This is a genomic window from Mesorhizobium sp. 1B3, assembly GCF_050958605.1.
Classification (GTDB): Bacteria; Pseudomonadota; Alphaproteobacteria; order Rhizobiales; family Rhizobiaceae.
Window position 1 is genome coordinate 489,990 of record NZ_JBJHDO010000001.1, and the last position, 20,471, is coordinate 510,460.

A 20,471-nucleotide genomic window follows, 5' to 3' on the forward strand; every position below is an offset into this window, starting at 1 on the left:
GACATCAACTGTCATTGAACGTTCCAGTCGCCGATCGTTGCCTGGATCACGGCAAGGGCGGCGACCCCCGCCGTATCGGCGCGCAGGATGCGCGGACCGAGCGGAATGGCCGTGACGAAGGGCAGCGCTCGAAGCTGCTGGCGTTCCTCTTCGGAGAAACCGCCCTCCGGCCCGATCAGCAGGCCGAGCTTGCGTTCGGCGACCATCGACAGGATCGGCACCGGATTGTTCGTAGACGAGCCCTCGTCACAGAAGATGAGTCGGCGGCCGGGTTCCCACAGCCACAGCACACGATCGAGCTTCACCGGTTCCTCGACATGCGGGATCGCCAGGATGCCGCATTGTTCGGCCGCCTCGATTACGTTCGCCCGGAGGCGGTCGATGCCGACGGTCGACATCTGGGTGTGCTGCGTGATCACAGGTTGCAGCAGGCCCGCTCCCATCTCGACCGCCTTCTGGACGATATAGTCGAGGCGGCCCTGCTTGAGGGGAGCGAAACAATAGACGAGATCGGGATGCTGTGGCTGCGGTCGCACCTGGGCGAGCGCGCCGAGCGCCATCCTCTTGCGCGTGACGCTGGTGACCTCGGCAAGCCATTCGCCGTCGCGACCGTTGAAGACCAGGATCTGGCCACCCTGATTGAGACGCAACACATTGCCGAGATAGTGCGCCTGCTGCGGATCGGGCTCGATCTCGGCGCCCTGAAAAAGATCCTGCGGCACGTAGAGCCGCTGCATTCTGTAATTCGCACGCATGCCCGGACACATGTGCCGGGACGGGTGCCGTGGTCAAGTCCCGCTTTCGACCACTGTGCCGATCGTCGGATGCCATAGGGGAAGGTAACCGGCCTTGAGCGCGATAAGCGTCGTCCTGGGGGTGAGCAGCCTGAAATCTTCCGCACGCGCGAAGTCGCTGGCCTTGCCGTAGCCGTCGAAGCTCCACCTTCGCAGCGCGCCGTCGTGCTTGGCGAAACATTCCCGGTCGCTGGCGAGCATGACCCCGTCGGGGAGCGCGTCGAAGTCACTGCTGTTCATCGCCAATGCCTTTCGGGTTGAGGCGAAACGTTCGTCATGAAGCCGGGCGTCGATCCGTGGCGCCTTGGGAGGTGTTCCATCGAACGCTGCCGCGCAAGCTGCAACGAAAGCTTCGGCCCGTTCCCTGCGGCAATAGAAGCAGGGGCGATGCCCGGCCGCCAGCGCCGTCACCTCGTCGAGGAAGAAGAGCTCCGTCCAGCCCGCGGCGCCGGAGGGGGCGTTCCGCCCCATCACCTGTCGTTTCCTGCCGCGGAATTCGCAAGTGCAGATGATCCAGGCTTTGGTCGTCCAGCGGCGCCTGAGCAAAGTCCGGGTTTCAGGATCGTGGATGATGCCACGGTTGCCGGTGAAAATCCCCCTCTCGGCAACGGCATGGATTTCCCCCAAAGGATCGACACGATTCTGCAGAGGCATTTCATTCCCTTTGCCACTCGGAGGCTCCATGCTATCGCTCGCGCTTCGAATGTCATTCCATTTCATGACCGGAGCAGCAGGCGATGCGGGTTCTCGTCGTCCAGAACTATGACAACACCGAACTCGGCCAGGTGGGAGAGGCGCTCGCCGAGGCGGATGCGACGCTCGATATTCGCCGGGTTCATCGCGGCGACGTGCTCCCCGAGGATGCGGCCGCTCATGATGCCGCCGTGGTGCTCGGCGGCGGCCAGAATGCCCTCGACGATGCGGCCTATCCCTATATCCCCTCGCTCCTGGAACTGATGCGCGATTTCGTGGGCAGAGACCGGGCGCTGCTCGGTATTTGTCTCGGAAGCCAGCTTCTCGCCCGCGCCTTCGGCGCCGCCAACCAGATCGGCGGGGCGAGTGAGTTCGGCTGGCGCAACGTGAAACTCACCGACGCGGCGAAGGATGACAAGGTGCTGGGCGGCTTGCCCGCCGATTTTTCGATCTTCCAATGGCACGACGACACTTTCACCTTGCCCGAAGGTGCGATCCGGCTTGCCTCGAACGAGGTTGCCGTCAACCAGGCGTTTCGGGTCGGTCGGGCGGCCTATGGCACCCAGTTCCATTTCGAGGCGGACCGCAAGCTGGTCCGGCATTGGAACACGGTATTTGCGAGCCAACTGGCCGAACGCCAGCCCGGCTGGGCCGAGCGCCATGAGAGCGAGGCCGTCGAGCATGGCCCCATTGCCGATGAGGCCGGTCTGGCGATCGCTCGCGCATGGGTGCGCACGATCTGACGATACGTTCGCCGGGGAACCGCAGCGTCATGCGTGACATATCCGCAACGCTGTCGTTTTTCTGTTGTGGGCGGACGAAAAAGCCTATGGCGGGAGCCGGCAGGCAGAGCTAGAAGGGCGCCGCTGCGGCTGCAGACGAAGCCGTGGCGCACCGGATAATCCAATCACTCAGCGAAGAACAACCTCCCTCAATTTTTGTGGGGCGCGGATCTTCGATGCAACTTTTGCTCGTGATTGTCGTTGTTGCCGGGAACACTTTGGTAACTTTGTTTGTGTCAAGTTTTCGGGAAGCTTCAGCCGAGATGAACCCCGTGAGAGCCGCCCTCCTTTCCTTCCTGATGATTTCCGCAATCGCCATCTGCGGCGTTGGTATTTATGCTTCGGATGCATCGAGCGGCCATGCCGTGGTCGATGGCTATGGCATTTCGGCTATCCGCTGATACGCGACACCTTTGAGCATGTTGAAGCCAAGTGGGATCACTTGGCTTCGCGCAAGTGCGGCCAAATCAAGCCGTGAGCCGCCACAGTCGTACGCGGCCTGCACCTCGCAATTCCGTTTCAGAAAGCGGATGGCAAGCAAAGCTTGGTCCAAGCAGATTGCGTGTGGCGTCCGAGATTCGGATTTCTGCGGGTTCGGCAGACCTTTGGATACGTGCCGCGAGGTTGACCGTGTCGCCCCAAAGATCATAAGCAAAGCGCTTTTTGCCTATGACGCCCGCAACTATTGGTCCTGAGTGAACTCCAATCCTGAGCCCTAACGGTTCTCCCGCGAAATTTTCGCACTCAGCCGCCTTCCGCAGTTCAAGTGCGTAGCTGGCAAGGGCCTCTGCATGATCGGGTCGCGCGACAGGCAGGCCAGCGACCACCATGACGCAATCGCCGATTGTCTTGATCTTTTCGCAGCCGTGTCGTTCGGAAAGCAGATCCGCGGCCTTGAAGAAGCGACTGAGGATAGCGACCGTCGTTTCCGCTCCTACGCTCCGCGCTTTTTCCGTAAAGCTGACGATATCGGCAAAAAGGACACTCACCTCTGCATGGTCGTCGGCAATCTGTTCGTGCGCTTTCAACCGTTCTGCGATCGAGGCCGGAAGGACGTTGAGGAGCAGGGCTTCGGAGCGTTGATATTCACGCGCCAAATCCTCTTGGCTCCGCTTTAGCGCTTCATTTGTCGATTGTAACTCGTCGTTGAGATGGCGGAGTCTTTCTTGCAGAAGTGTCATTTCATAGGCTTTTTGTTGTATTCGCCGCTTGTTGTCGCGCTCGACGGTGGCATCAAGAAAGATCAGCCAGATGCAGCTGTCTTCGGCAAGAAGATGGAGGTCTGAGACGCGCCCGGAAGGCAATTCAATCATGGGCATATCATATGGAAGATCGAGGCCGGGCAGCAGACCTTCCATAAATTCGAGCTGTTCGGCTACAGGTTCGCCAATGTGAAGTGATGAAAGTCCGTAGTGTTCGACGCTCCCGCCCTTGGCGACTACCAAATGCTGGGCATCAACTTTCACATATGCGACAGAGCGCTCGTGGTAGACCAAGTTGTAAAGCCAGTTGCTGATGGCTTTCGGCAACGCAGCCATGGGCTAAAGCATATCGCCCAAAAGTGCGCAGCGGTTTTGGGATAACGACATGCGGAAAAACAAACCCTTAAAGCATGTCGCCGAATCCGATTTTCGGCGACCCGCTTTAGTGGGCGACCATCTCGGCCAAACGATGAAATGCATCATCGACACAGTCCCCTGTAAGCGCACTTGTTAAGTAGATCTGCCATCCGTTCGTCTTCAATTCATTCATCTCTACGTCCGATATCGCCCATTGATCGGCCAGGTCGGACTTATTGAACAGGAGTACGACCGGCATGGTACCGAATTCCGACTCGGCCCGTTCACGGAGGGTTAGCGCGACCCCGAGGGTTGCTGGGCGGGTTCCATCGGCGACAAGGACGAGCCCGGTCGCGCCACGCACATAGCTGACGCGGAACGAGCCGATATCGTCTTCGCCCGCCAAATCCCACAAAATCAGATTCACGGTTTTATCCGGGAGCTCGACATTTTTCTTGTCGATCTTCACCCCCACCGTCGTCATGTAGGTTTCAGAAAAGATGCTTTGGACGAACCTGCGGACCAGACTTGTCTTTCCGACACTGAATCCCCCTAGCATGCATATCTTCTTCTGCAACATGCTCGCCTCCCGCCCGGATTATTCGAAGCTTACCGTGACCTTGACCCTGCGGTTGGCGGACTTTCCGACCAGGCCGTCGTCGCTTTCCGCTGGCTCGAAGGTGCCCGCACCGCGAACGGAGAGCAGTTCCGGATCGACGCCGCGCTTCTTGAGAAGTGCACGGACCGTCTCGGCACGTGCAAGGCTGAGCGAGAGGTTGGCCGTTTCACGGCCGGTTGCATCCGAATGACCGGTCAACATGAATCGCGCCGTAACGCCCGCCTCACGGGCAACCTCACTGAGCTCTTTAAGATCGCCCGCCAACTCGTCGAGAACCGGCATCTGGGTCGTTCCAGGTACGGCTTTGCCGGAATCGAAGAAAATATCGATCGCCTGGATAGCGTCTTTAAAGCGGTTTAGTGTCCCGAGGCTGATATCACGCAGCTTTTCGACTTCCACAGTCAGTCCGTCCGCGGAAAGCCGTTGGGCGGCGGCGCGTGCCCGGGCAATCCACGTGGCAGGAGCGTCACCCTCGGCGACGATGCGATTGTCGACGATTGAAAATCGTACCGACTTCGGCGGCGCCAGGGAGGCAATCAGGCGCTTCATCACGAATTCGGGCTGGAAGCTCTCATAGAATTGCCAGTGTGAGTGGACGCGGGCGGGATCGACCTGTGTTCCGGCCAACAAGGCCTGGGGGTCGGCGGCCAGCGGATCTCTCAAGCCGGTAATATAAAATTGTTCCTGTTGCACCTTTTGTTCGGTGACGACGATTCCCGGTTGGCCCTCCAGTTGCGAGACATAGGCATGCCAGCGCTCCTCATCGAGCTTTTGCGGATCCACCTCCCGGACCTTGGAGATGTCGAGCAACGGTCCACCTGCCGGAAGTTGTTGAGCCGCGGCACGGGCCCGGTCAATCCAGGCGGCAGGAGCCTCGCCCTCCGCGACGATGCGATTGTCGGCGATCGACAGGCGTATCGACTTAGATGGCGCTAGCGACGCAATCAGGCGCTTCAGCACAAACTCGGGCTGGAGGCTCTCATAGAACTGCCAATTTGAATGAACGCGGGCGGGCTCGATCTCCGTTCCGGACAACAGGGCCTGCGGGTCGGCGGCAAGCGGATCTCTCAGACCGGCAATGTAGAATTGCCCGTCACGCACCTTTTGTTCTCCAATGATGATGCCGGGTTCGGTCTCCAGGCGGGACACATAGGCTTGCCAGCGCTCTGCATCGATTTTTTGCGGATCCACCTCGCGAACCCTGGAGATATCGAGAGCCGGTCCGCCCGCCGAAAGTTGCTGAGCCGCAGCCCGAGCGCTGTCGATCCAGGCGGCAGGTGCCTCGCCCTCGGCAAGGATACGATTTTCGACGATCGACAGTCGTATCGATTTCGGCGGCGCCAGCGACGCCGTCAGGCGCTTCAACACGAATTCGGGCTGAAGGCTCTGATAATATTGCCAATTTGAATGGATGCGGGCGGGGTCGACCTGCGTTCCCGACAACAGAGACAGCGGATCAACCGCAAGGGGGTCTCTCAGGCCGGCGATGTAGAATTGCCCATCGTGGGCGCGTTGTTCTCCAACGACGATTCCCGGCTGGGTCTCCAGGCGGGATACATAGTCTTGCCAATGCCTCTCGGCTAGCTTTTCGGGATCGACCTCACGGACCCTGACATCCAGAAATGGTCCGCCCGCCGAAAGCTGCTGGGCCGCAGCACGCGCCCGGTCAATCCAGGCGGCGGGAGCATTTCCCTCGGCAACGATGCCATGGTCGGCGATCGAAAGTCGCACCGACGGCGGCGGCCCCAACGACGCCGTCAGGCGCTTCAGCACGAATTCGGGCTGAAGGCTCTGATAGAATTGCCAGCGTGAGTGAACGCGAGCGGGATCGACTTGCGTTCCGGACAACAGAGTCTGCGGATCGGCAGCAAGCGGATCCCTTAGCCCGGCAACATAGAATTGCCTGCCCGACATCCTTTGTTCGGTGACGATGATTCCCGGTTGGCTCTCCAGTCGCGAGACATAGGCTTGCCAGCGTTGCGAGGACTGCCATGAAAAAAAGAGCCAACCGCCTGCCGAAGTCAAAACCAGCAAGACAGCAACAAGTAGGAGCCAGGGAAATCCCTGATTTGCGTCTTCCTGCTTAAGGTCAACGCAGGTCTGCAACTGCGTTTCTATACCGATGAGCTTAGAGCTGTCTCCATCGTATTGCTCTAAAGCCTCCGCATATTCCGCATGGATACGAAGCAACAAGTCGCTTAGTATTTCGTGCAATTCCTCCGGCGGGTTTCCCCTAATCACCACGGCCAAGGTGGCAACCGGTCCCGGTTCCGACCACAGGCGAAGTTCTCCGAAGCGAATTGTGTCGAGGCCCTCTTGTTCTTTCTCGTCGAATGAATCTTTTACAAAATCTTGAATCGCACTGAGCATCGAGGAAATGAGTTGTGGATCCTCGCTCGTCGCGTTCTCGGCGGCCACATGACTAATCAAAAGCCCGGAAAGGCGGTGGATGAGAAACGCGTGCTCAACGCGGTAGACGAGAGAATGCTTAAGAACAACTTCCGCGAAGCTTGTGCCTGTTCTCCAGGATTCGAGCCGCCATTTCAATCCTCGCACCGTAAATATATACTTCAGAGATTCATTGAGGGACTGAAAAGTCGCGTCGATTTTCTCTGCGATCGACTTGCGGATGGCCGGAAGAAGGAGCGGATACAGTATGTCCGTCAGCGTGTGCGGGTTCTTCTGAACGGATCGTCGAGTAGCCCCCTCGACAACTGGCGTGAGAACTTCGCTGAGTTGCACATGAGAGGCCTGTGCGGTCGCGCTCGGAAGAACGTTCCCCACGGCCGCTGCGAGTTGCTCGGGTTCGTCGAGCAGATGCACGATCCGTGAAAGCTCCGAGATCTCGCGCCCGACCAGCAACTGGCGCAAGATTTCCATGCGAGGGTCGGCGGTTGGAGCTTCGCGGAAACTGACGCGATAATCCGGATCCACATTCCGGGCAATTTCGACCAAAAGGCGAGCCAGCGCTTCTCGATCTATCCCAGTATCGTTCGAAGCAGCTCGTTGAAGAAGGTTGATTGGGTCGACGGTCGACGTCAAATCCGGATCAACTCGTTTTCCAAACCCGGTCCGAATTGCTCTTGCTGCCCCCAGAATCCTGGTTGAGGCATTTCGCAACTTCGACAAATAAACCGGCTAACAGATTTCTGTCTGTCTTGACGTTGCTGAGGTCGGAAAACATCTTTTCCAACATCAGCTGTATGCTTTCGTTCTTTTGCTTGATCTCCTCGCGCAGCAAATGATCGCTTCGATTTATCCGATCCGAGACTTCGCGTTCAAGTTCGCTCAACTGGTCCGACAGCGCGCGAACTTGCTTTTCAAGCGCCTGGTTTTGTTCGCGGAGATTACGATCAATCTCCTTGTCGGCCTCTGCTCGCGCATCTTTTTCATTCCGCAGTTGCGCTGCTAGTGATTCGACCTGTTTCTTGGCATTTGACTCATACATTTCGAGATTGCGCTTGGTCTCGGATTCAACATCCTTGAAGCGCTGCAAGAAACGTTCCTCTAATTTGGAGAAGCGGCGATCATAGTCCTGCATCTGGTTGCCGAACAGGAGATCGCGTATCTTGTCGACGCCTACAGGGTCGTTGGGAGCCGCATTTTCTCGAGCTTGCGACGCCATAAAAGCCAATCCTGCGTTTGGGTCGATTATCGGGTTTGAGTCCGCTTTACTTGTTGAAGAAGCGGCATTCGAAGATTCCTTGGCCATCCATATGCCCCCTTCGTTTGATGGTTGAACAACTGCTCCCGGAAACCTAAGGCGCCGATAAGAATGGCAGCAAAGAAGCCGGCCAGCAAGCAGAGAACCTATTTCATAAAAGAAAACATAGGAATGTCTTACTGTAAACCATAAGCAGTATATCGTAATGCGATAAATCTAAATCGAATGGATCATTTGATTAGCATTTCGTTTAAGAGCAACGATACGATAACAACCTTAAGAGGAGCAAATATGTCGCGGTTGTGCAGCGATCGAGCCACAGCGCTTCCACGCTGCCGCAAGACTCTGCTTCGAGAAAATCCAGACGTCCGGAGCAGGCTGCTTTTATCTCAAGGTGCCGCTCAAGATCATTATGGGCGCTCGGCCGCTGCGGCCGGTCACTGCGGCAGGCACCGATGCACATACGCGGAGGTTCGGATGGTTTTTCCTTCGCTCTAGTCGCTGACGTTGAGAAGACGCTTTTCCGCCCCTTCGATGACGAGGGCCGTGAGCCTGCCCGTCTTGTAGGCGCCGGTATCGACATTCACCCGGTTGGGCATCACCTCCGGCTCGGGCGCGGGCGTATGGCCGTGCACGATCACTCTCGGATGGAGATGCGGCCAATCGAGAAAGGCATCGCGAATCCAGATCAAGTCCATCCGCTCCTGCTCGCCGAGCGGGACGCCGGGACGTATGCCTGCATGACAGAAGAAGAAATGACCGAACGTGCACGAGAAATCGAGCGCTCGCAGCAGTGCGACATGCGCGGGCGGTACTGTCCGGACAAGCTCTTCCGAACTCTCACGAAATCGCTTCGGATCGGCAAGATCGAGCTCGATGCCGTAGGAACGGGCTGTCTCCGGCCCGCCGAAAAGCGCGAACAGCCCCTTCGGGGTCGGATGTGCCAGGAATTCCAGGAAACCGATGTCGTGGTTTCCCGCCAGCATCAGCACGCGGCTGTCGGCTTCCTTCGCCGCGATCAACACGTCGAGCACGCCCTTGGAATCGGGGCCGCGATCGACATAGTCGCCGAGGTGGATGATCCGCCAGTCCGCGGGGCGATCGCGGATGAGTTCTGCCCGGATCCGGGCGTGCATTTCGGCCAGCAGGTCGCGGCGTCCATGCACGTCGCCGATGGCATAGAGTCGCGTGCCGTCGGGGCCCCTTGCGTCCAGGAAGTGAATACCGCTCAAGCTTCGTCCGTCGATCCCGTCTTGTTCAACAATTCAGTACAATAGGTGTGGTCCGGCGTCCTTGATGTCACGCTTGCCGCACAGCGCCATGGTGATGTCGAGCTCGTTGCGGATGATCTCCAAGGCCTTCGTCACACCCGGCTTACCGAGCGCGCCGAGGCCGTAGAGAAAGGGCCGCCCGATATAGGTCCCCTGCGCTCCGAGGCAGAGTGCCTTGAGGACGTCCTGGCCGGAGCGAATGCCGCCATCGAGATGGATTTCGATCTTGTCGCCTACGACATCGGCGATGCCCGGCAACGCCGCGATGGACGAGGGGGCGCCGTCGAGCTGGCGGCCGCCATGGTTGGAGACCACGATGGCATCGGCGCCGGTCTCTGCCGCCATCGCCGCGTCCTCCTTGTCGAGGATGCCCTTCAGGATCAGCTTGCCACCCCATTTTTCCCTGATCCAGGCGACGTCCTTCCAGGAGAGCCGCGGGTCGAACTGCTCGTTGGTCCAGGAAGCGAGCGATGAGAGATCGCCGACACCTTTGGCGTGACCGACGATGTTGCCGAAGCTCCTGCGCTTGGTGCCGAGCATGCCGAAGCACCAGCCCGGCCGAGTGGCCATCTGGTAGATGTGCTTGGGCGTGAATTTCGGAGGGGCGGAGAGGCCGTTGCGCAGGTCCTTGTGGCGTTGACCGAGGATCTGCAGATCGAGCGTCAGCACCAGGGCCGAGCAGCCGGCCGTTTTCGCCCGATCGATCAGGCTCAGGACGAAATCCCGGTCGCGCATGACGTAGAGCTGGAACCAGAACGGCTTTGTGGTCGCGGCGGCGACATCCTCGATGGAGCAGATGCTCATCGTCGACAAGGTGAAGGGAATGCCGAATTCTTCCGCCGCCTGCGCGGCGAGGATCTCGCCGTCGGCATGCTGCATCCCGGTCAGGCCGGTCGGAGCGAGCGCCACCGGCATCGATACCTTTTGTCCGATCATCGTCGTTTCGAGCGTTCGGTCCGTCATGTCGACCAGCACGCGCTGGCGCAGCTTTATCTTCGCGAAGTCCGCTTCATTCGCCCGGTAAGTGCTTTCGGTCCAGGCGCCCGAATTGGCATAGTCGAAGAACATCTTCGGTACGCGTCGCTGCGCCAGTTCCTTCAGGTCGTTGATTTCGAGGATCGTGGTCATTGGTTTCCCAGGGGTTCGAAAACGTCAGGTGGTTTGGCGAAGGGAAGGGGACGGAGAACGGGGACCTCCGATGGGCGGGTCGTCCTCCATGCCGGCAAGCACTTCGGCGACGTGGCGAACTTCCATGGCCGAGCCGGCGCGCTTCAGCTTGCCCGCCATGGCCATCAGGCAGCCGAGTTCCCCGCCAAGCAGCATGTCGGCGCCGGAGGCCTCGATATTGGCTGCCTTGCGTGACGCGATCGAGCGGGAAGCGCTCGGATATTTCGCGCACAGCCCATCGCCAAAACCGCAGCAGGCATCCGCTTCAGGCATCTCGATCAAGGTCAGCCCCTCGATCGATGACAGCAGCGCGCGAGGCTGCGCCATCACGCCGAGATCGCGCAGCCCCGAGCAGGCATCATGATAGGTAGCTGTCCGACCGCGGCCAGCGGCGTAGGAGCGGATGCCTCCCATTTCGACGAGAAAGGCCGCGAGCTCATGGACCTTGGACGCGAAGTCGCCGGCGCGCCGCTCCCATGCGGCGTCGCCGTCGAACAGAGCGGGATAGTGTTTGCGAAGCATGCCGGCACAAGCGCCGGACGGCGCCACGACATGGTCGTAGTCTTCGAACGCCGTGATGGCGGCCTCTGCTGCCGCTCTCGCTTCCGCCCGATCGCCCGAGCTCAGGGCCGGCCGCCCGCAGCAGCCCTGCGCCATCGGCGCCTCGACGCTGCAGCCCGTCGATTCGATCAGCCTTGCCGCGGCATATCCGATGCTCGGTCGGAAAAGATCGACGAGACAGGTGACGAACAAGCCGATCTTCGGTTTTGCTTCTGCCCTCACCGGCGTTCCAGCATCGCTTTCCAAATCCACGTACAAGCTCAGTCCGCCGTTCTCTGTTTCAGCCGCAAACGGGACACGCGCCGCCAATCGCCGGTCCGCTCCGCTTCGGCAAGAGCATTCCTGACGAAGTCGATGTGAGCGACCGCAGCCGCCCGCGCGCCCGCGGGTTCGCCCGTCGCTATCGCGAAATGAATCGAACGGTGCTGATCGAATATCGATTCGCGAACGCCGGGCAGGTCGTAGATCATGGTGCGATTGCGCAGGATGCCGTCGGACAGCAGCCGATAGCAGGAACGCAGCGTGTGGAGAAGGATGATGTTGTGCGCGCATTCGCCGACGGCGCTATGGAATTCGACATCCATCGCGGCCTCTTCGGCTGCGTCGCCACGCTCGTGAGCGGCGGCCATCCTGTCCATGATCTGCGCGAGCATTTCGCGGTCGTCGTCGGTTGCGCGCCGGGCGGCATGTTCGGCGGCTATGCCTTCGATATCGCGCCGGTAGTCCAGGTAATCGGCAACCGCCTTCGGGTGCGAGGCGATCAGCTCCATGACCGGAGGTGTGAAGATCTGCCCTGTAACGTCTGCGACATAGGTGCCGCCGCCATGCCGGGTAGCGATCAATCCGCGTGCCTCGAGCGCTTTGAGCGCGTCGCGCAGGATGGGTCGCGATATGTCGAGCTGGCGGGCAAGCTCGCGTTCGCCGGGCAGCCGATCGCCGTCCCGCAGCACACCCTCGAGGATGAGGCTCTCGATCTGCTGGACCGCCTCGTCGGAGGTCCGTGAATGTTCGATCCTGGAGAAGATTTCGCCCAATGGAATGCCGTTGGTATGGTGATCGTAGCAAAGATAATCTTACCTCCGCAGAATGGTCAATTATTTTAGCCACTTCGGGTTTCCGGCGAGTGGCGAGTTCCATTTTCGACGGCAATCCGTTTGCCGCGCCTCGGACTAGCTGGTAAAGGATTGTTACCACCAACGCGGAAGGAGGAATGCCGCATGACCGGTCTCGCCATGCCGACGCCCGACGCCGCTACGTTGGCGCGCCGCGACGAGATTGTTGCCGACATGCGCATTATCGTGCCGGGCGAGGGCGTGGTCGACGCGGTCAACGCCATGCGCGCCTTCGAAAGCGATGGCCTCACTGCTTATCGGCAATTACCGCTCTGCGTGGTCCTGCCGGAAACGGTGGCGCAGGTGTCGCGTATCCTGAAATATTGCAACGACCGCAACATTCGCGTCGTGCCGCGCGGCTCCGGCACCTCCCTCTCAGGCGGCGCGCTGCCGCTCGAAGACGCCGTGTTGCTGGTGATGAGCCGTTTCAACCGCATCCTGGAGATCGACTTCCCGAATCGCGCCGTGGTGGCGCAGCCCGGCGTGACCAATCTCGGCATCACGGCCGCGGTCGAGCAGGAGGGTTTCTATTATGCACCCGACCCTTCTTCGCAGATAGCCTGTTCGATCGGCGGCAATGTCGCGGAGAATTCGGGCGGCGTCCATTGCCTGAAATACGGTCTCACCGCCAACAACCTGCTGGGCATCGAGATGGTCCTGATGGATGGCGAGGTGGTCCGTCTGGGCGGCAAGCATCTCGACGCCGAGGGGTATGACCTGCTCGGCGTCATGACGGGCTCGGAGGGCCTGCTTGGCGTGGTCACCGAAGTGACCGTTCGCATCCTCAGGAAGCCCGAGAATGCACGGGCCTTGCTGATCGGCTTCCCGACGAGCGAGCAGGCCGGGCAATGCGTGGCCGACATCATCGGGGCGGGAATCATCCCTGGAGGCATGGAGATGATGGACCGGCCGGCGATCCATGCCGCCGAGGATTTCGTCCAGGCCGGCTATCCGCTTGCCTGCGAGGCGCTGCTGATCGTCGAGCTCGACGGGCCTGCCGTCGAGGTCAATCATCTGATCAGCGCGGTCGAGGCGATCGCCTTGAAGAATGGCTCCACGACGTGCCGCATCTCGCAGTCGGAGCAGGAGCGGCTCGCGTTCTGGGCAGGCCGCAAGGCGGCCTTTCCGGCGGTGGGACGTATCTCGCCGGATTATTATTGCATGGACGGCACGATCCCGCGCAAGGAATTGCCGCGGGTTCTCCACGGCATGCGAGAGCTCTCCGATCACTATGGCTTGCGGGTCGCCAACGTTTTCCATGCCGGTGACGGCAACCTCCACCCGCTGATCCTTTATGACGCCAACGTCCCCGGCGAGCTGGAAAAGGCGGAAGCCTTCGGCGCCGACATATTGCGCCTCTGCGTCGAGGTCGGCGGGGTGCTGACCGGCGAACACGGGGTCGGCGTCGAGAAGCGCGACCTCATGCCGGAGATGTTCTCGCCGATCGACCTCGACCAACAGATGCGGGTCAAATGCGCCTTCGATCCCAACCATCTGCTCAATCCCGGCAAGGTCTTCCCGCAGCTTCGCCGTTGCGCCGAACTCGGCCGCATGCACATCCATCGCGGGCAGATTCCATTTCCCGACATTCCGAGGTTTTGAGATCGTGCAGGGTTCGACGGTTATGACGACGCTCTTTCGCGCCCCCCTCTGTCCTGCCGGACGTCTGTCTGATGACGATACGGCATCCACACGTCTGGAAATGTCTTTCCTCATCGCTTGGCAGGTCCCCCTCTCCGTCTCGGCTTCGCCGAGCCACCTCTCCCCCACCTTGTGGGGAAGAGGAAAGGCGCCGAGCATGCGGCCGGCGATTCCTCTCCCTCACGATAGTGGGGGAGAGGTGGCTCGGCGAAGCCGAGACGGAGAGGGGGACCTGTACCGGCCATGTGTATCTGCACGGATCGCTCCGTCCGCGCTGCAATGACCACCTTCACCCCCTCAACTTCCGACGAAGTCCTTTCCGTCGTCCAATGGGCGCTGGAGCAAGAAGCCCCTCTTGAGATCGTCGGACATGGCTCCAAGCGAAACATCGGCCGCCCGCAGCAAACTGAGCACATGCTCGATCTCTCGGGCCTCGTCGGCGTCACGCTCTATGAACCGGAGGAACTCGTGCTTTCGGCGCGCGCGGGAACACCGCTCGCCGAGATCGAAGAGCTGCTCGCTCGAAACGGTCAGCAACTCGCTTTCGAGCCGATGGATTATGGGCCCCTGCTCGGCGGCACCGCCGGCAGGGGAACGATCGGCGGCGTGCTGGCGGCCAATCTTTCCGGGCCGCGCCGGCTCAAGGCCGGTGCGGCAAGAGACCATATCCTGGGCGTCCACGCCGTTTCGGGACGAGGCGAGGCCTTCAAGTCGGGCGGCCGGGTGGTGAAGAACGTAACCGGATACGACCTCTCCAAAGGACTTGCCGGCTCCTGGGGCACGCTCGCCGCCGTCACGGAGCTGACATTCAAGGTGCTGCCCGCGGCAGAAACGGAGATGACGCTGGCGATCCGTGGCCTTGTCGACGACGTTGCGATTGCCGTCATGGCGCTGGCTATGGGATCGAGCGCGGAGGTCTCCAGCGCGGCGCATTTGCCGGAAGGCGTGGCGCAGCGCGTGCTCGGCGGCGCCTTGGGCGGCGATGCGGCGACGCTGCTGCGCGTCGAAGGTTTCGGACCGTCCGTGACCTATCGCGTCGAGAGCCTGATGGAGCTTCTGGGCAGGGCCGGCCAGATCGACCGGATCGAAGCCGACCGGGCACGTCTCCTGTGGCGCGACATCCGCGATTGCGTGCCCTTCGCCGATGGGACCGAGAAGCCTGTCTGGCGGGTGTCGGTTGCACCCTCGGAAGCTGCGAAACTGGCGCTGGCTTTACGCATGGAGGCGGCGGCTGAGGCCTTTTACGACTGGCAGGGCGGTTTGGTTTGGTTGCGCATGGAAGGGGATCCGGAAGCGGAAACGCTGCGCCGTCTCATCCGGAAGCTCGGCGGTGGCCACGCCACGCTGGTGCGGGCCTCTCCCGCCTGGCGCGCCGCAGTGTCTATATTCCAGCCGCAGCAGCCGGGCCTCGCAGCGCTTTCAGCCCGATTGAAGGAGCAATTTGACCCCAAGGGCATATTCAACCCCGGTCGCATGGCCGCGGAGGCGCAGTCTGCTAAAGTCGCCCAGAGTTAGTCGAGGAGGAGACGATGAGCGATCCGCAACCGCGAGCACCGCGCCAGACCGACCGGTGGCTGGAGCCAGGCGCGACCAATGTTCAAGTGATCTATGTCCTTTACCTCGCCGGTCTGGTTATCGGCGTCAGCGCATTGGTCGGCGTCGTCATCGCCTATGTCAATCGCGGCAAGGCGGGAGGTTGGGTGGAGACGCACTACACATGGGCGATCCGCACCTTCTGGATCGGCATCGCCTATGTCGTCGTCTCCTTCATCCTGATGCTCGCGGCGATAGGCTTCCTGCTCTTGTTCGCAACGGCGGTCTGGTTCATCGTCCGCTGCATCATCGGGCTCCAGGCAGCCGGGCGCGGCGAACCGATCAAAAATCCGGAAAGCTGGCTTATCTAGGAGCTGTAATAGAAGTGCAGACGACCTTCACCGCCGAGCAACTTGCCGACCCGCATGTCGCGGAATCGGAGAAGATCCTGCGCAAATGCGTTCATTGCGGTTTCTGTACGGCGACCTGTCCGACCTATGTGACGCTCGGCAACGAGCTCGACAGTCCGCGCGGCCGCATCTACCTGATCAAGGATATGCTGGAGAACGGTCGTCCGGCCGATGATGAGATCGTCACCCATATCGATCGCTGCCTGTCGTGCCTCGCCTGCATGACCACCTGCCCGTCCGGGGTCAACTACATGCATCTCGTGGATCATGCTCGGGCGCATATCGAGAAGACCTACCGCAGGCCGCTGGCCGATCGCCTCGTCCGCTCATTGCTGGCCGCGGTGCTGCCTTACCCCCGGCGTTTCCGCGCGGCGCTCAGGCTGGCGCGATTCGGTAAGCCTTTTCTGGGCCTGTTCGATCGACTGCGGCTGTTGAAGCCGCTTGCGGCGATGCTGCGGCTCGCGCCGGCCAGCGTGCCCAGGCCCGTTCCGATCGTGCTGCCCGCAACACACGCGCCGGAGGCGACGCTGCGGGGCCGGGTCGCGATCCTCACCGGATGTGCACAATCCGTCCTGGAGCCGGGCATCAACGAGGCGACCATCAGGCTGCTGACGCGGCTGGGCATCGAAGTGGTGGTGCCGCAAGGCGAAGGTTGCTGCGGTGCGTTGGTCCACCACATGGGTCGGGAGGAGGCGGCTCTCGCCGCGGCTCGCCGCAATGTCGACGCCTGGACCCGCGAGATCGAACGCGGTCTCGATGCGATCGTCATCACGGCTTCCGGCTGCGGCACGACGATCAAGGACTATGGTTTCATGCTGCGCCTCGATCCCGCCTATGCCGGGAAGGCCGCTCGAGTTTCGGCGCTCGCCAAGGACGTGACGGAATATCTCGCGGCACTCGACATGCCTGCCCCGGCGCTGCGACCCGCAATGACTGTGGCCTACCACTCGGCTTGCTCGATGCAGCATGGCCAGAAGATCACGAAGCTGCCCAAGGAATTGCTGGAAAAAGCCGGGTTCGTCGTGAGAGAGCCGCGGGAGGGCCACCTCTGTTGCGGCTCGGCCGGAACCTACAACATCCTGCAACCGGAAATTTCGGCGCGCCTGCGAGACCGGAAGGTGAAGAACATCGCCGCGACCAATGCGGACCTCATCGCCACGGGCAATATCGGCTGCATGACGCAGATCGGAGACCGCGCCGGCATGCCGATCGTCCATACCGTCCAACTGCTCGACTGGGCCTATGGCGGGCCCAAGCCGATGGCGATCCGGGCATAGACTATTCGCTGCCGGACGAAATGGGCAGCGCCTTCCCGAGGCTACATCACCACGACAGTCGTCCCGACATTCACCCTCTCGTAGAGATCGACAACATCTTCGTTGCGCATGCGGATGCAGCCGGAGGAGACGGCTCGGCCGATCGTCCAGGGCTGGTTGGTTCCGTGGATGCGGTAGAGCGTGGAACCCAGATAAAGTGCTCGCGCGCCCAGAGGGTTTTCCGGGCCCCCTGCCATATGCTTGGGCAGGTGACGCCCCTTGGCGCGCTCGCGCTTGATCATCTCGGCCGGCGGACGCCAATCGGGCCACTCTCGCTTGCTCGTCACCTTGTGGGTTCCCGCCCATTCGAAGCCCGGTTTGCCCGTACCGACGCCATAACGGCGTGCCTTGCCGTCCTGCTCGACGAGATAGAGGAAGTTTTCGCGCGTATCGATGACGATGGTTCCCGGCTTGTGTCCACCGTCATAGTCAATCTGCTGCGGCAGATACTGTGGATCGAGTTTCGGCTGCGCCTGGCGGGTCGCGCGAGGTTCTACCGCAGCCGTCCGGACGGGATCCGGACGAGGCCGGCGAACCTGGCGGACTTGCCTGGGGGCCGGCTCGCCCAACGACTGCAGGGCGCCTTCCCTGGGCCGCTGAAGCTTGGACGCGACCGGCGGGCGGTTATCGCGCAACTGCATGACCCACGGCGCGGAAAGATCCGGCGATACGACCACTGGCGGACGGGCAGCATAACGATCCTGGGCCGCTGAGGGGGAGACCGTCAACGCCAGCGTTGCTGCCGTGCCGGCGAGAAGGACAGATTTCAACATGACGCACTCTCTACATGATCGCCAATGATCCGCTTGCGCGAGGAAATTGGCGGCCGTTGGCAACCGAAAGATGAATCCGGATGGATAAAATGCGACTCCACCACGAAAGCTCCTGGTGTGGTTACCGCCGGGTTCAGAAGGCTGGTAAAGGCTGGGTAAAGGTCGTCGCAAAGCTACGACGGTGCCGCACCGATAATCGAATCGGCAAGAAGAAGCGTCGGTCTTTTCGGGTCGACAACAGGTTGGCGCTGGCCTTATCCAATCCGCCAAAGCAATTGCTGGATTCGGGCGATGGAAGAGAAAACCGGACTGATCGTGGGCGCTGACGGTGCGATGCGCTGTTTCTGGCGTGGCAGTGACGAACTCTACGGCCGCTATCACGACGAGGAATGGGGTCGCCCCGTCGCTGACGACCGCCGCCTGTTCGAGAAGATCTGCCTCGAAGGGTTTCAGTCCGGCCTGTCGTGGCTGACCATCCTGCGCAAGCGCAAGAATTTCCGGGCAGCCTTCGACGGGTTCGATTTCGAGCGCATCGCGGGATATACCGAGAGCGATGTCGAGCGGCTGCTCGGCGATGCCGGCATCGTGCGTCATCGCGGCAAGATCGAATCCGTCATCAACAATGCCCGCCGCGCCGGCGAACTCGTGGAGGAAGCCGGCTCGCTCGCCGCCTGGTTCTGGAAGTTCGAGCCGGGGCCGCAGGATCGTCCGGCGCGGGTCGATTACCCGACGCTGATCGCCAACCCCACGACCGCGACGTCGACTCTGATCTCGAAGGAACTGAAAAAGCGCGGCTGGACCTTCGTCGGTCCGACGACCGTCTATGCCTTCATGCAGGCCATGGGCATGGTCAACGACCACATCGAGGGCTGTGTCTGCCGCCCGGTCGTTGAAGCGGAGCGCCTGCGTTTCAGGCGGCCGCACTGAGACAGTGCCCTATGCATTGTTCGGCCGCCTTTGCGCGTCGTCCAGCGATTTCACTTTGGCCGCAAGATGCTCTAATCGATTTTTCGTTTGACCCGGCCGCGAAGCCGGTATTTGCAGCAGGGCGCCAATCGCGCCGGCAACGCCGGCCTGCCTATCGGAAAGAGTAGAGATGACCACGACCCGTACGGAAACCGACACCTTCGGCCCGATCGACGTTCCCGCCGATCGCTACTGGGGCGCGCAGGCTGAGCGTTCCCTCAGCAATTTCAAGATCGGCTGGGAAAAACAGCCGCTGTCGATCGTGCGTGCTCTGGGCATCGTCAAGCGCGCCGCGGCGGAAGCCAACATGGCGCTTGGCCGGCTCGACCCGAAGGTCGGCGAGGCGATCGTCGCTGCCGCCCAGGAGGTGATCGACGGAAAGCTCAACGACCACTTTCCGCTGGTGGTCTGGCAGACGGGCTCCGGTACCCAGTCCAACATGAACGCCAACGAGGTGATCTCGAATCGCGCCATCGAGTTGCTCGGTGGCGTGATGGGCTCGAAAAAGCCGGTGCACCCCAACGACCACGTCAACATGAGCCAGTCGTCGAACGACACTTATCCGACGGCCATGCACATCGCCTGCGCCGAACGGATCGTTCATGACCTGCTGCCGGCGCTCAAGCATCTCCATGCCGCGCTCGATGCCAAGGCCAAGGCTTTCGACCACATCGTCAAGATCGGCCGCACCCATACGCAGGACGCTACCCCGTTGACGCTCGGCCAGGAGTTCTCCGGCTACGCCGCACAGGTTGCTTCGTCGATCAAGCGCATCGAGTTGACGTTGCCGGGCCTGCAGGAACTTGCCCAGGGTGGCACGGCTGTCGGGACAGGGCTCAACGCTCCGGTCGGCTTCGCCGAGAAGGTGGCTGAGCGCATCGCAGACATCACCGGGCTGGATTTCATCACCGCTCCGAACAAGTTCGAAGCGCTCGCCGCGCATGACTCCATGGTGTTCTCGCATGGCGCGATCAATGCCGCTGCCGGAGCGCTGTTCAAGATCGCCAACGACATTCGCCTGCTGGGCTCGGGTCCTCGCTCGGGCTTGGGCGAACTCGCCCTGCCGGAAAACGAGCCCGGCTCGTCGATCATGCCGGGCAAGGTCAATCCGACCCAGTGCGAAGCGCTGACCCAGGTTTGCGTCCAGGTGTTCGGCAACAATGCTGCCATCACTTTCGCCGGCAGCCAGGGCCATTTCGAACTCAACGTCTATAACCCGCTGATGGCGTACTGCTTCCTGCAGTCCGTTCAGCTCATGGCCGACGCGGCCGTATCCTTCACCGACAATTGCGTCGTCGGCATCGAGGCCCGTGAAGACAACATCAAGGCCGCTCTCGAGCGGTCGCTGATGCTGGTCACTGCGCTCGCGCCGACCATCGGCTATGACAACGCGGCCAAGATCGCCAAGACCGCCCACAAGAATGGCACGACTCTTCGCGAGGAAGCGCTCGCGACCGGGCTCGTCACTGAAGCCGATTATGACCGCTTGGTGCGGCCGGAGGAAATGACGCGTCCCGGCTGACCCGAGACGGTGACGGTTGCACGACAGGGTGGCATCGTTCAATATATGTGAACATTGAGTCGGTGGAGCCGAGGCTAGCGGCTCCCCT

Annotated in this window: 19 protein-coding genes; 8 read left to right on the forward strand and 11 right to left on the reverse strand. The window is 61.1% G+C overall.

Annotated elements, in window-relative coordinates; translation table 11 throughout:
- Window positions 1-11: 11 nt before the first annotated feature.
- Window positions 12-755 carry a 16S rRNA (uracil(1498)-N(3))-methyltransferase gene (locus ACCO56_RS02270; protein WP_433637200.1) on the reverse strand — a complete coding sequence of 248 codons (744 nt, stop codon included), beginning with the start codon at window positions 753-755 and terminating at the stop codon, window positions 12-14.
- A 33-nt stretch (window positions 756-788) separates the two neighbouring features.
- Window positions 789-1,448, reverse strand: coding sequence for a hypothetical protein (locus ACCO56_RS02275; protein ID WP_433637202.1), 660 nt, complete (start codon window positions 1,446-1,448; stop codon window positions 789-791).
- An 83-nt stretch (window positions 1,449-1,531) separates the two neighbouring features.
- Here ACCO56_RS02275 and ACCO56_RS02280 point away from each other — a divergent pair, with 83 nt between their 5' ends.
- Both ACCO56_RS02280 and ACCO56_RS02285 read left to right on the forward strand, forming a co-directional pair.
- Window positions 1,532-2,230, forward strand: coding sequence for a type 1 glutamine amidotransferase (locus ACCO56_RS02280; RefSeq protein WP_433637205.1), 699 nt, complete (start codon window positions 1,532-1,534; stop codon window positions 2,228-2,230).
- A gap of 215 nt (window positions 2,231-2,445) precedes the next feature.
- Window positions 2,446-2,670, forward strand: a complete 225-nt coding sequence (locus tag ACCO56_RS02285) for a hypothetical protein (RefSeq protein WP_433637208.1) — start codon at window positions 2,446-2,448, stop codon at window positions 2,668-2,670.
- Window positions 2,671-2,736: 66 nt separating this feature from the next.
- On the opposite strand, the gene ACCO56_RS02290 is transcribed toward ACCO56_RS02285, so the two are convergent.
- From ACCO56_RS02290 to ACCO56_RS02325, 8 genes are all read right to left on the reverse strand, one after another.
- Complete coding sequence (locus ACCO56_RS02290) at window positions 2,737-3,807, reverse strand: adenylate/guanylate cyclase domain-containing protein (protein WP_433637209.1); 1,071 nt, start codon at window positions 3,805-3,807, stop codon at window positions 2,737-2,739.
- A gap of 106 nt (window positions 3,808-3,913) precedes the next feature.
- Window positions 3,914-4,408, reverse strand: coding sequence for a Rab family GTPase (locus ACCO56_RS02295; protein ID WP_433637212.1), 495 nt, complete (start codon window positions 4,406-4,408; stop codon window positions 3,914-3,916).
- An 18-nt stretch (window positions 4,409-4,426) separates the two neighbouring features.
- Window positions 4,427-7,489: an OmpA family protein gene (locus ACCO56_RS02300; protein WP_433637215.1), complete on the reverse strand. Its 3,063-nt coding sequence runs from the start codon at window positions 7,487-7,489 to the stop codon at window positions 4,427-4,429.
- Between the two features lie 7 nt (window positions 7,490-7,496).
- Window positions 7,497-8,159, reverse strand: a complete 663-nt coding sequence (locus ACCO56_RS02305; RefSeq protein ID WP_433637217.1) for a hypothetical protein — start codon at window positions 8,157-8,159, stop codon at window positions 7,497-7,499.
- 446 nt (window positions 8,160-8,605) lie between these two features.
- Entirely contained in the window at window positions 8,606-9,343 is a 738-nt protein-coding gene (locus tag ACCO56_RS02310) for a metallophosphoesterase (protein ID WP_433637218.1), read from the reverse strand.
- A gap of 33 nt (window positions 9,344-9,376) precedes the next feature.
- Window positions 9,377-10,510 carry an alpha-hydroxy acid oxidase gene (locus ACCO56_RS02315; protein WP_433637219.1) on the reverse strand — a complete coding sequence of 378 codons (1,134 nt, stop codon included), beginning with the start codon at window positions 10,508-10,510 and terminating at the stop codon, window positions 9,377-9,379.
- 24 nt (window positions 10,511-10,534) lie between these two features.
- Window positions 10,535-11,332, reverse strand: coding sequence for a (Fe-S)-binding protein (locus ACCO56_RS02320; protein WP_433637221.1), 798 nt, complete (start codon window positions 11,330-11,332; stop codon window positions 10,535-10,537).
- Between the two features lie 38 nt (window positions 11,333-11,370).
- Entirely contained in the window at window positions 11,371-12,144 is a 774-nt protein-coding gene (locus tag ACCO56_RS02325) for an FCD domain-containing protein (RefSeq protein WP_433637223.1), read from the reverse strand.
- Window positions 12,145-12,327: 183 nt separating this feature from the next.
- Here ACCO56_RS02325 and ACCO56_RS02330 point away from each other — a divergent pair, with 183 nt between their 5' ends.
- The 4 genes from ACCO56_RS02330 to glcF all read left to right on the forward strand — a co-directional run bounded on the left by ACCO56_RS02330 (window position 12,328) and on the right by glcF (window position 17,083).
- Complete coding sequence (locus ACCO56_RS02330; RefSeq protein ID WP_433637225.1) at window positions 12,328-13,824, forward strand: FAD-linked oxidase C-terminal domain-containing protein; 1,497 nt, start codon at window positions 12,328-12,330, stop codon at window positions 13,822-13,824.
- 318 nt (window positions 13,825-14,142) lie between these two features.
- On the forward strand, window positions 14,143-15,378 hold the full coding sequence (gene glcE, locus ACCO56_RS02335) for a glycolate oxidase subunit GlcE (protein ID WP_433637227.1): 1,236 nt from the start codon (window positions 14,143-14,145) through the stop codon (window positions 15,376-15,378).
- 14 nt (window positions 15,379-15,392) lie between these two features.
- Entirely contained in the window at window positions 15,393-15,767 is a 375-nt protein-coding gene (locus ACCO56_RS02340) for a DUF4870 family protein (protein ID WP_433637230.1), read from the forward strand.
- A 14-nt stretch (window positions 15,768-15,781) separates the two neighbouring features.
- Window positions 15,782-17,083, forward strand: coding sequence for a glycolate oxidase subunit GlcF (glcF, locus tag ACCO56_RS02345; RefSeq protein ID WP_433637231.1), 1,302 nt, complete (start codon window positions 15,782-15,784; stop codon window positions 17,081-17,083).
- Window positions 17,084-17,124: 41 nt separating this feature from the next.
- Here glcF and ACCO56_RS02350 read toward each other — a convergent pair whose 3' ends face one another.
- Window positions 17,125-17,895 (reverse strand): L,D-transpeptidase, encoded by a 771-nt coding sequence (locus tag ACCO56_RS02350; protein ID WP_433637234.1) that lies wholly within the window; start codon window positions 17,893-17,895, stop codon window positions 17,125-17,127.
- A gap of 291 nt (window positions 17,896-18,186) precedes the next feature.
- Between ACCO56_RS02350 and ACCO56_RS02355 the strand changes: the two genes are divergently transcribed.
- Both ACCO56_RS02355 and fumC read left to right on the forward strand, forming a co-directional pair.
- Complete coding sequence (locus ACCO56_RS02355; protein ID WP_433637237.1) at window positions 18,187-18,822, forward strand: DNA-3-methyladenine glycosylase I; 636 nt, start codon at window positions 18,187-18,189, stop codon at window positions 18,820-18,822.
- Between the two features lie 169 nt (window positions 18,823-18,991).
- Complete coding sequence (fumC, locus tag ACCO56_RS02360) at window positions 18,992-20,383, forward strand: class II fumarate hydratase (RefSeq protein ID WP_433637239.1); 1,392 nt, start codon at window positions 18,992-18,994, stop codon at window positions 20,381-20,383.
- Window positions 20,384-20,471 lie beyond the last annotated feature (88 nt).

What these genes read in the sequence shown, in the direction of transcription:
- ACCO56_RS02275 (WP_433637202.1), bottom strand. Translation starts at nt 1,448, where the DNA reads ATGCCTCTGCAGAATCGTGTCGATCCTTTGGGGGAAATCCATGCCGTT.
- ACCO56_RS02305 (WP_433637217.1), bottom strand. Translation starts at nt 8,159, where the DNA reads ATGGCCAAGGAATCTTCGAATGCCGCTTCTTCAACAAGTAAAGCGGAC.
- ACCO56_RS02295 (WP_433637212.1), bottom strand. Translation starts at nt 4,408, where the DNA reads ATGTTGCAGAAGAAGATATGCATGCTAGGGGGATTCAGTGTCGGAAAG.
- ACCO56_RS02280 (WP_433637205.1), top strand. Translation starts at nt 1,532, where the DNA reads ATGCGGGTTCTCGTCGTCCAGAACTATGACAACACCGAACTCGGCCAG.
- ACCO56_RS02330 (WP_433637225.1), top strand. Translation starts at nt 12,328, where the DNA reads ATGACCGGTCTCGCCATGCCGACGCCCGACGCCGCTACGTTGGCGCGC.
- ACCO56_RS02350 (WP_433637234.1), bottom strand. Translation starts at nt 17,895, where the DNA reads ATGTTGAAATCTGTCCTTCTCGCCGGCACGGCAGCAACGCTGGCGTTG.
- glcE (WP_433637227.1), top strand. Translation starts at nt 14,143, where the DNA reads ATGACCACCTTCACCCCCTCAACTTCCGACGAAGTCCTTTCCGTCGTC.
- ACCO56_RS02340 (WP_433637230.1), top strand. Translation starts at nt 15,393, where the DNA reads ATGAGCGATCCGCAACCGCGAGCACCGCGCCAGACCGACCGGTGGCTG.
- ACCO56_RS02355 (WP_433637237.1), top strand. Translation starts at nt 18,187, where the DNA reads ATGGAAGAGAAAACCGGACTGATCGTGGGCGCTGACGGTGCGATGCGC.
- ACCO56_RS02315 (WP_433637219.1), bottom strand. Translation starts at nt 10,510, where the DNA reads ATGACCACGATCCTCGAAATCAACGACCTGAAGGAACTGGCGCAGCGA.
- ACCO56_RS02290 (WP_433637209.1), bottom strand. Translation starts at nt 3,807, where the DNA reads ATGGCTGCGTTGCCGAAAGCCATCAGCAACTGGCTTTACAACTTGGTC.
- ACCO56_RS02285 (WP_433637208.1), top strand. Translation starts at nt 2,446, where the DNA reads ATGCAACTTTTGCTCGTGATTGTCGTTGTTGCCGGGAACACTTTGGTA.
- ACCO56_RS02270 (WP_433637200.1), bottom strand. Translation starts at nt 755, where the DNA reads ATGCGTGCGAATTACAGAATGCAGCGGCTCTACGTGCCGCAGGATCTT.
- fumC (WP_433637239.1), top strand. Translation starts at nt 18,992, where the DNA reads ATGACCACGACCCGTACGGAAACCGACACCTTCGGCCCGATCGACGTT.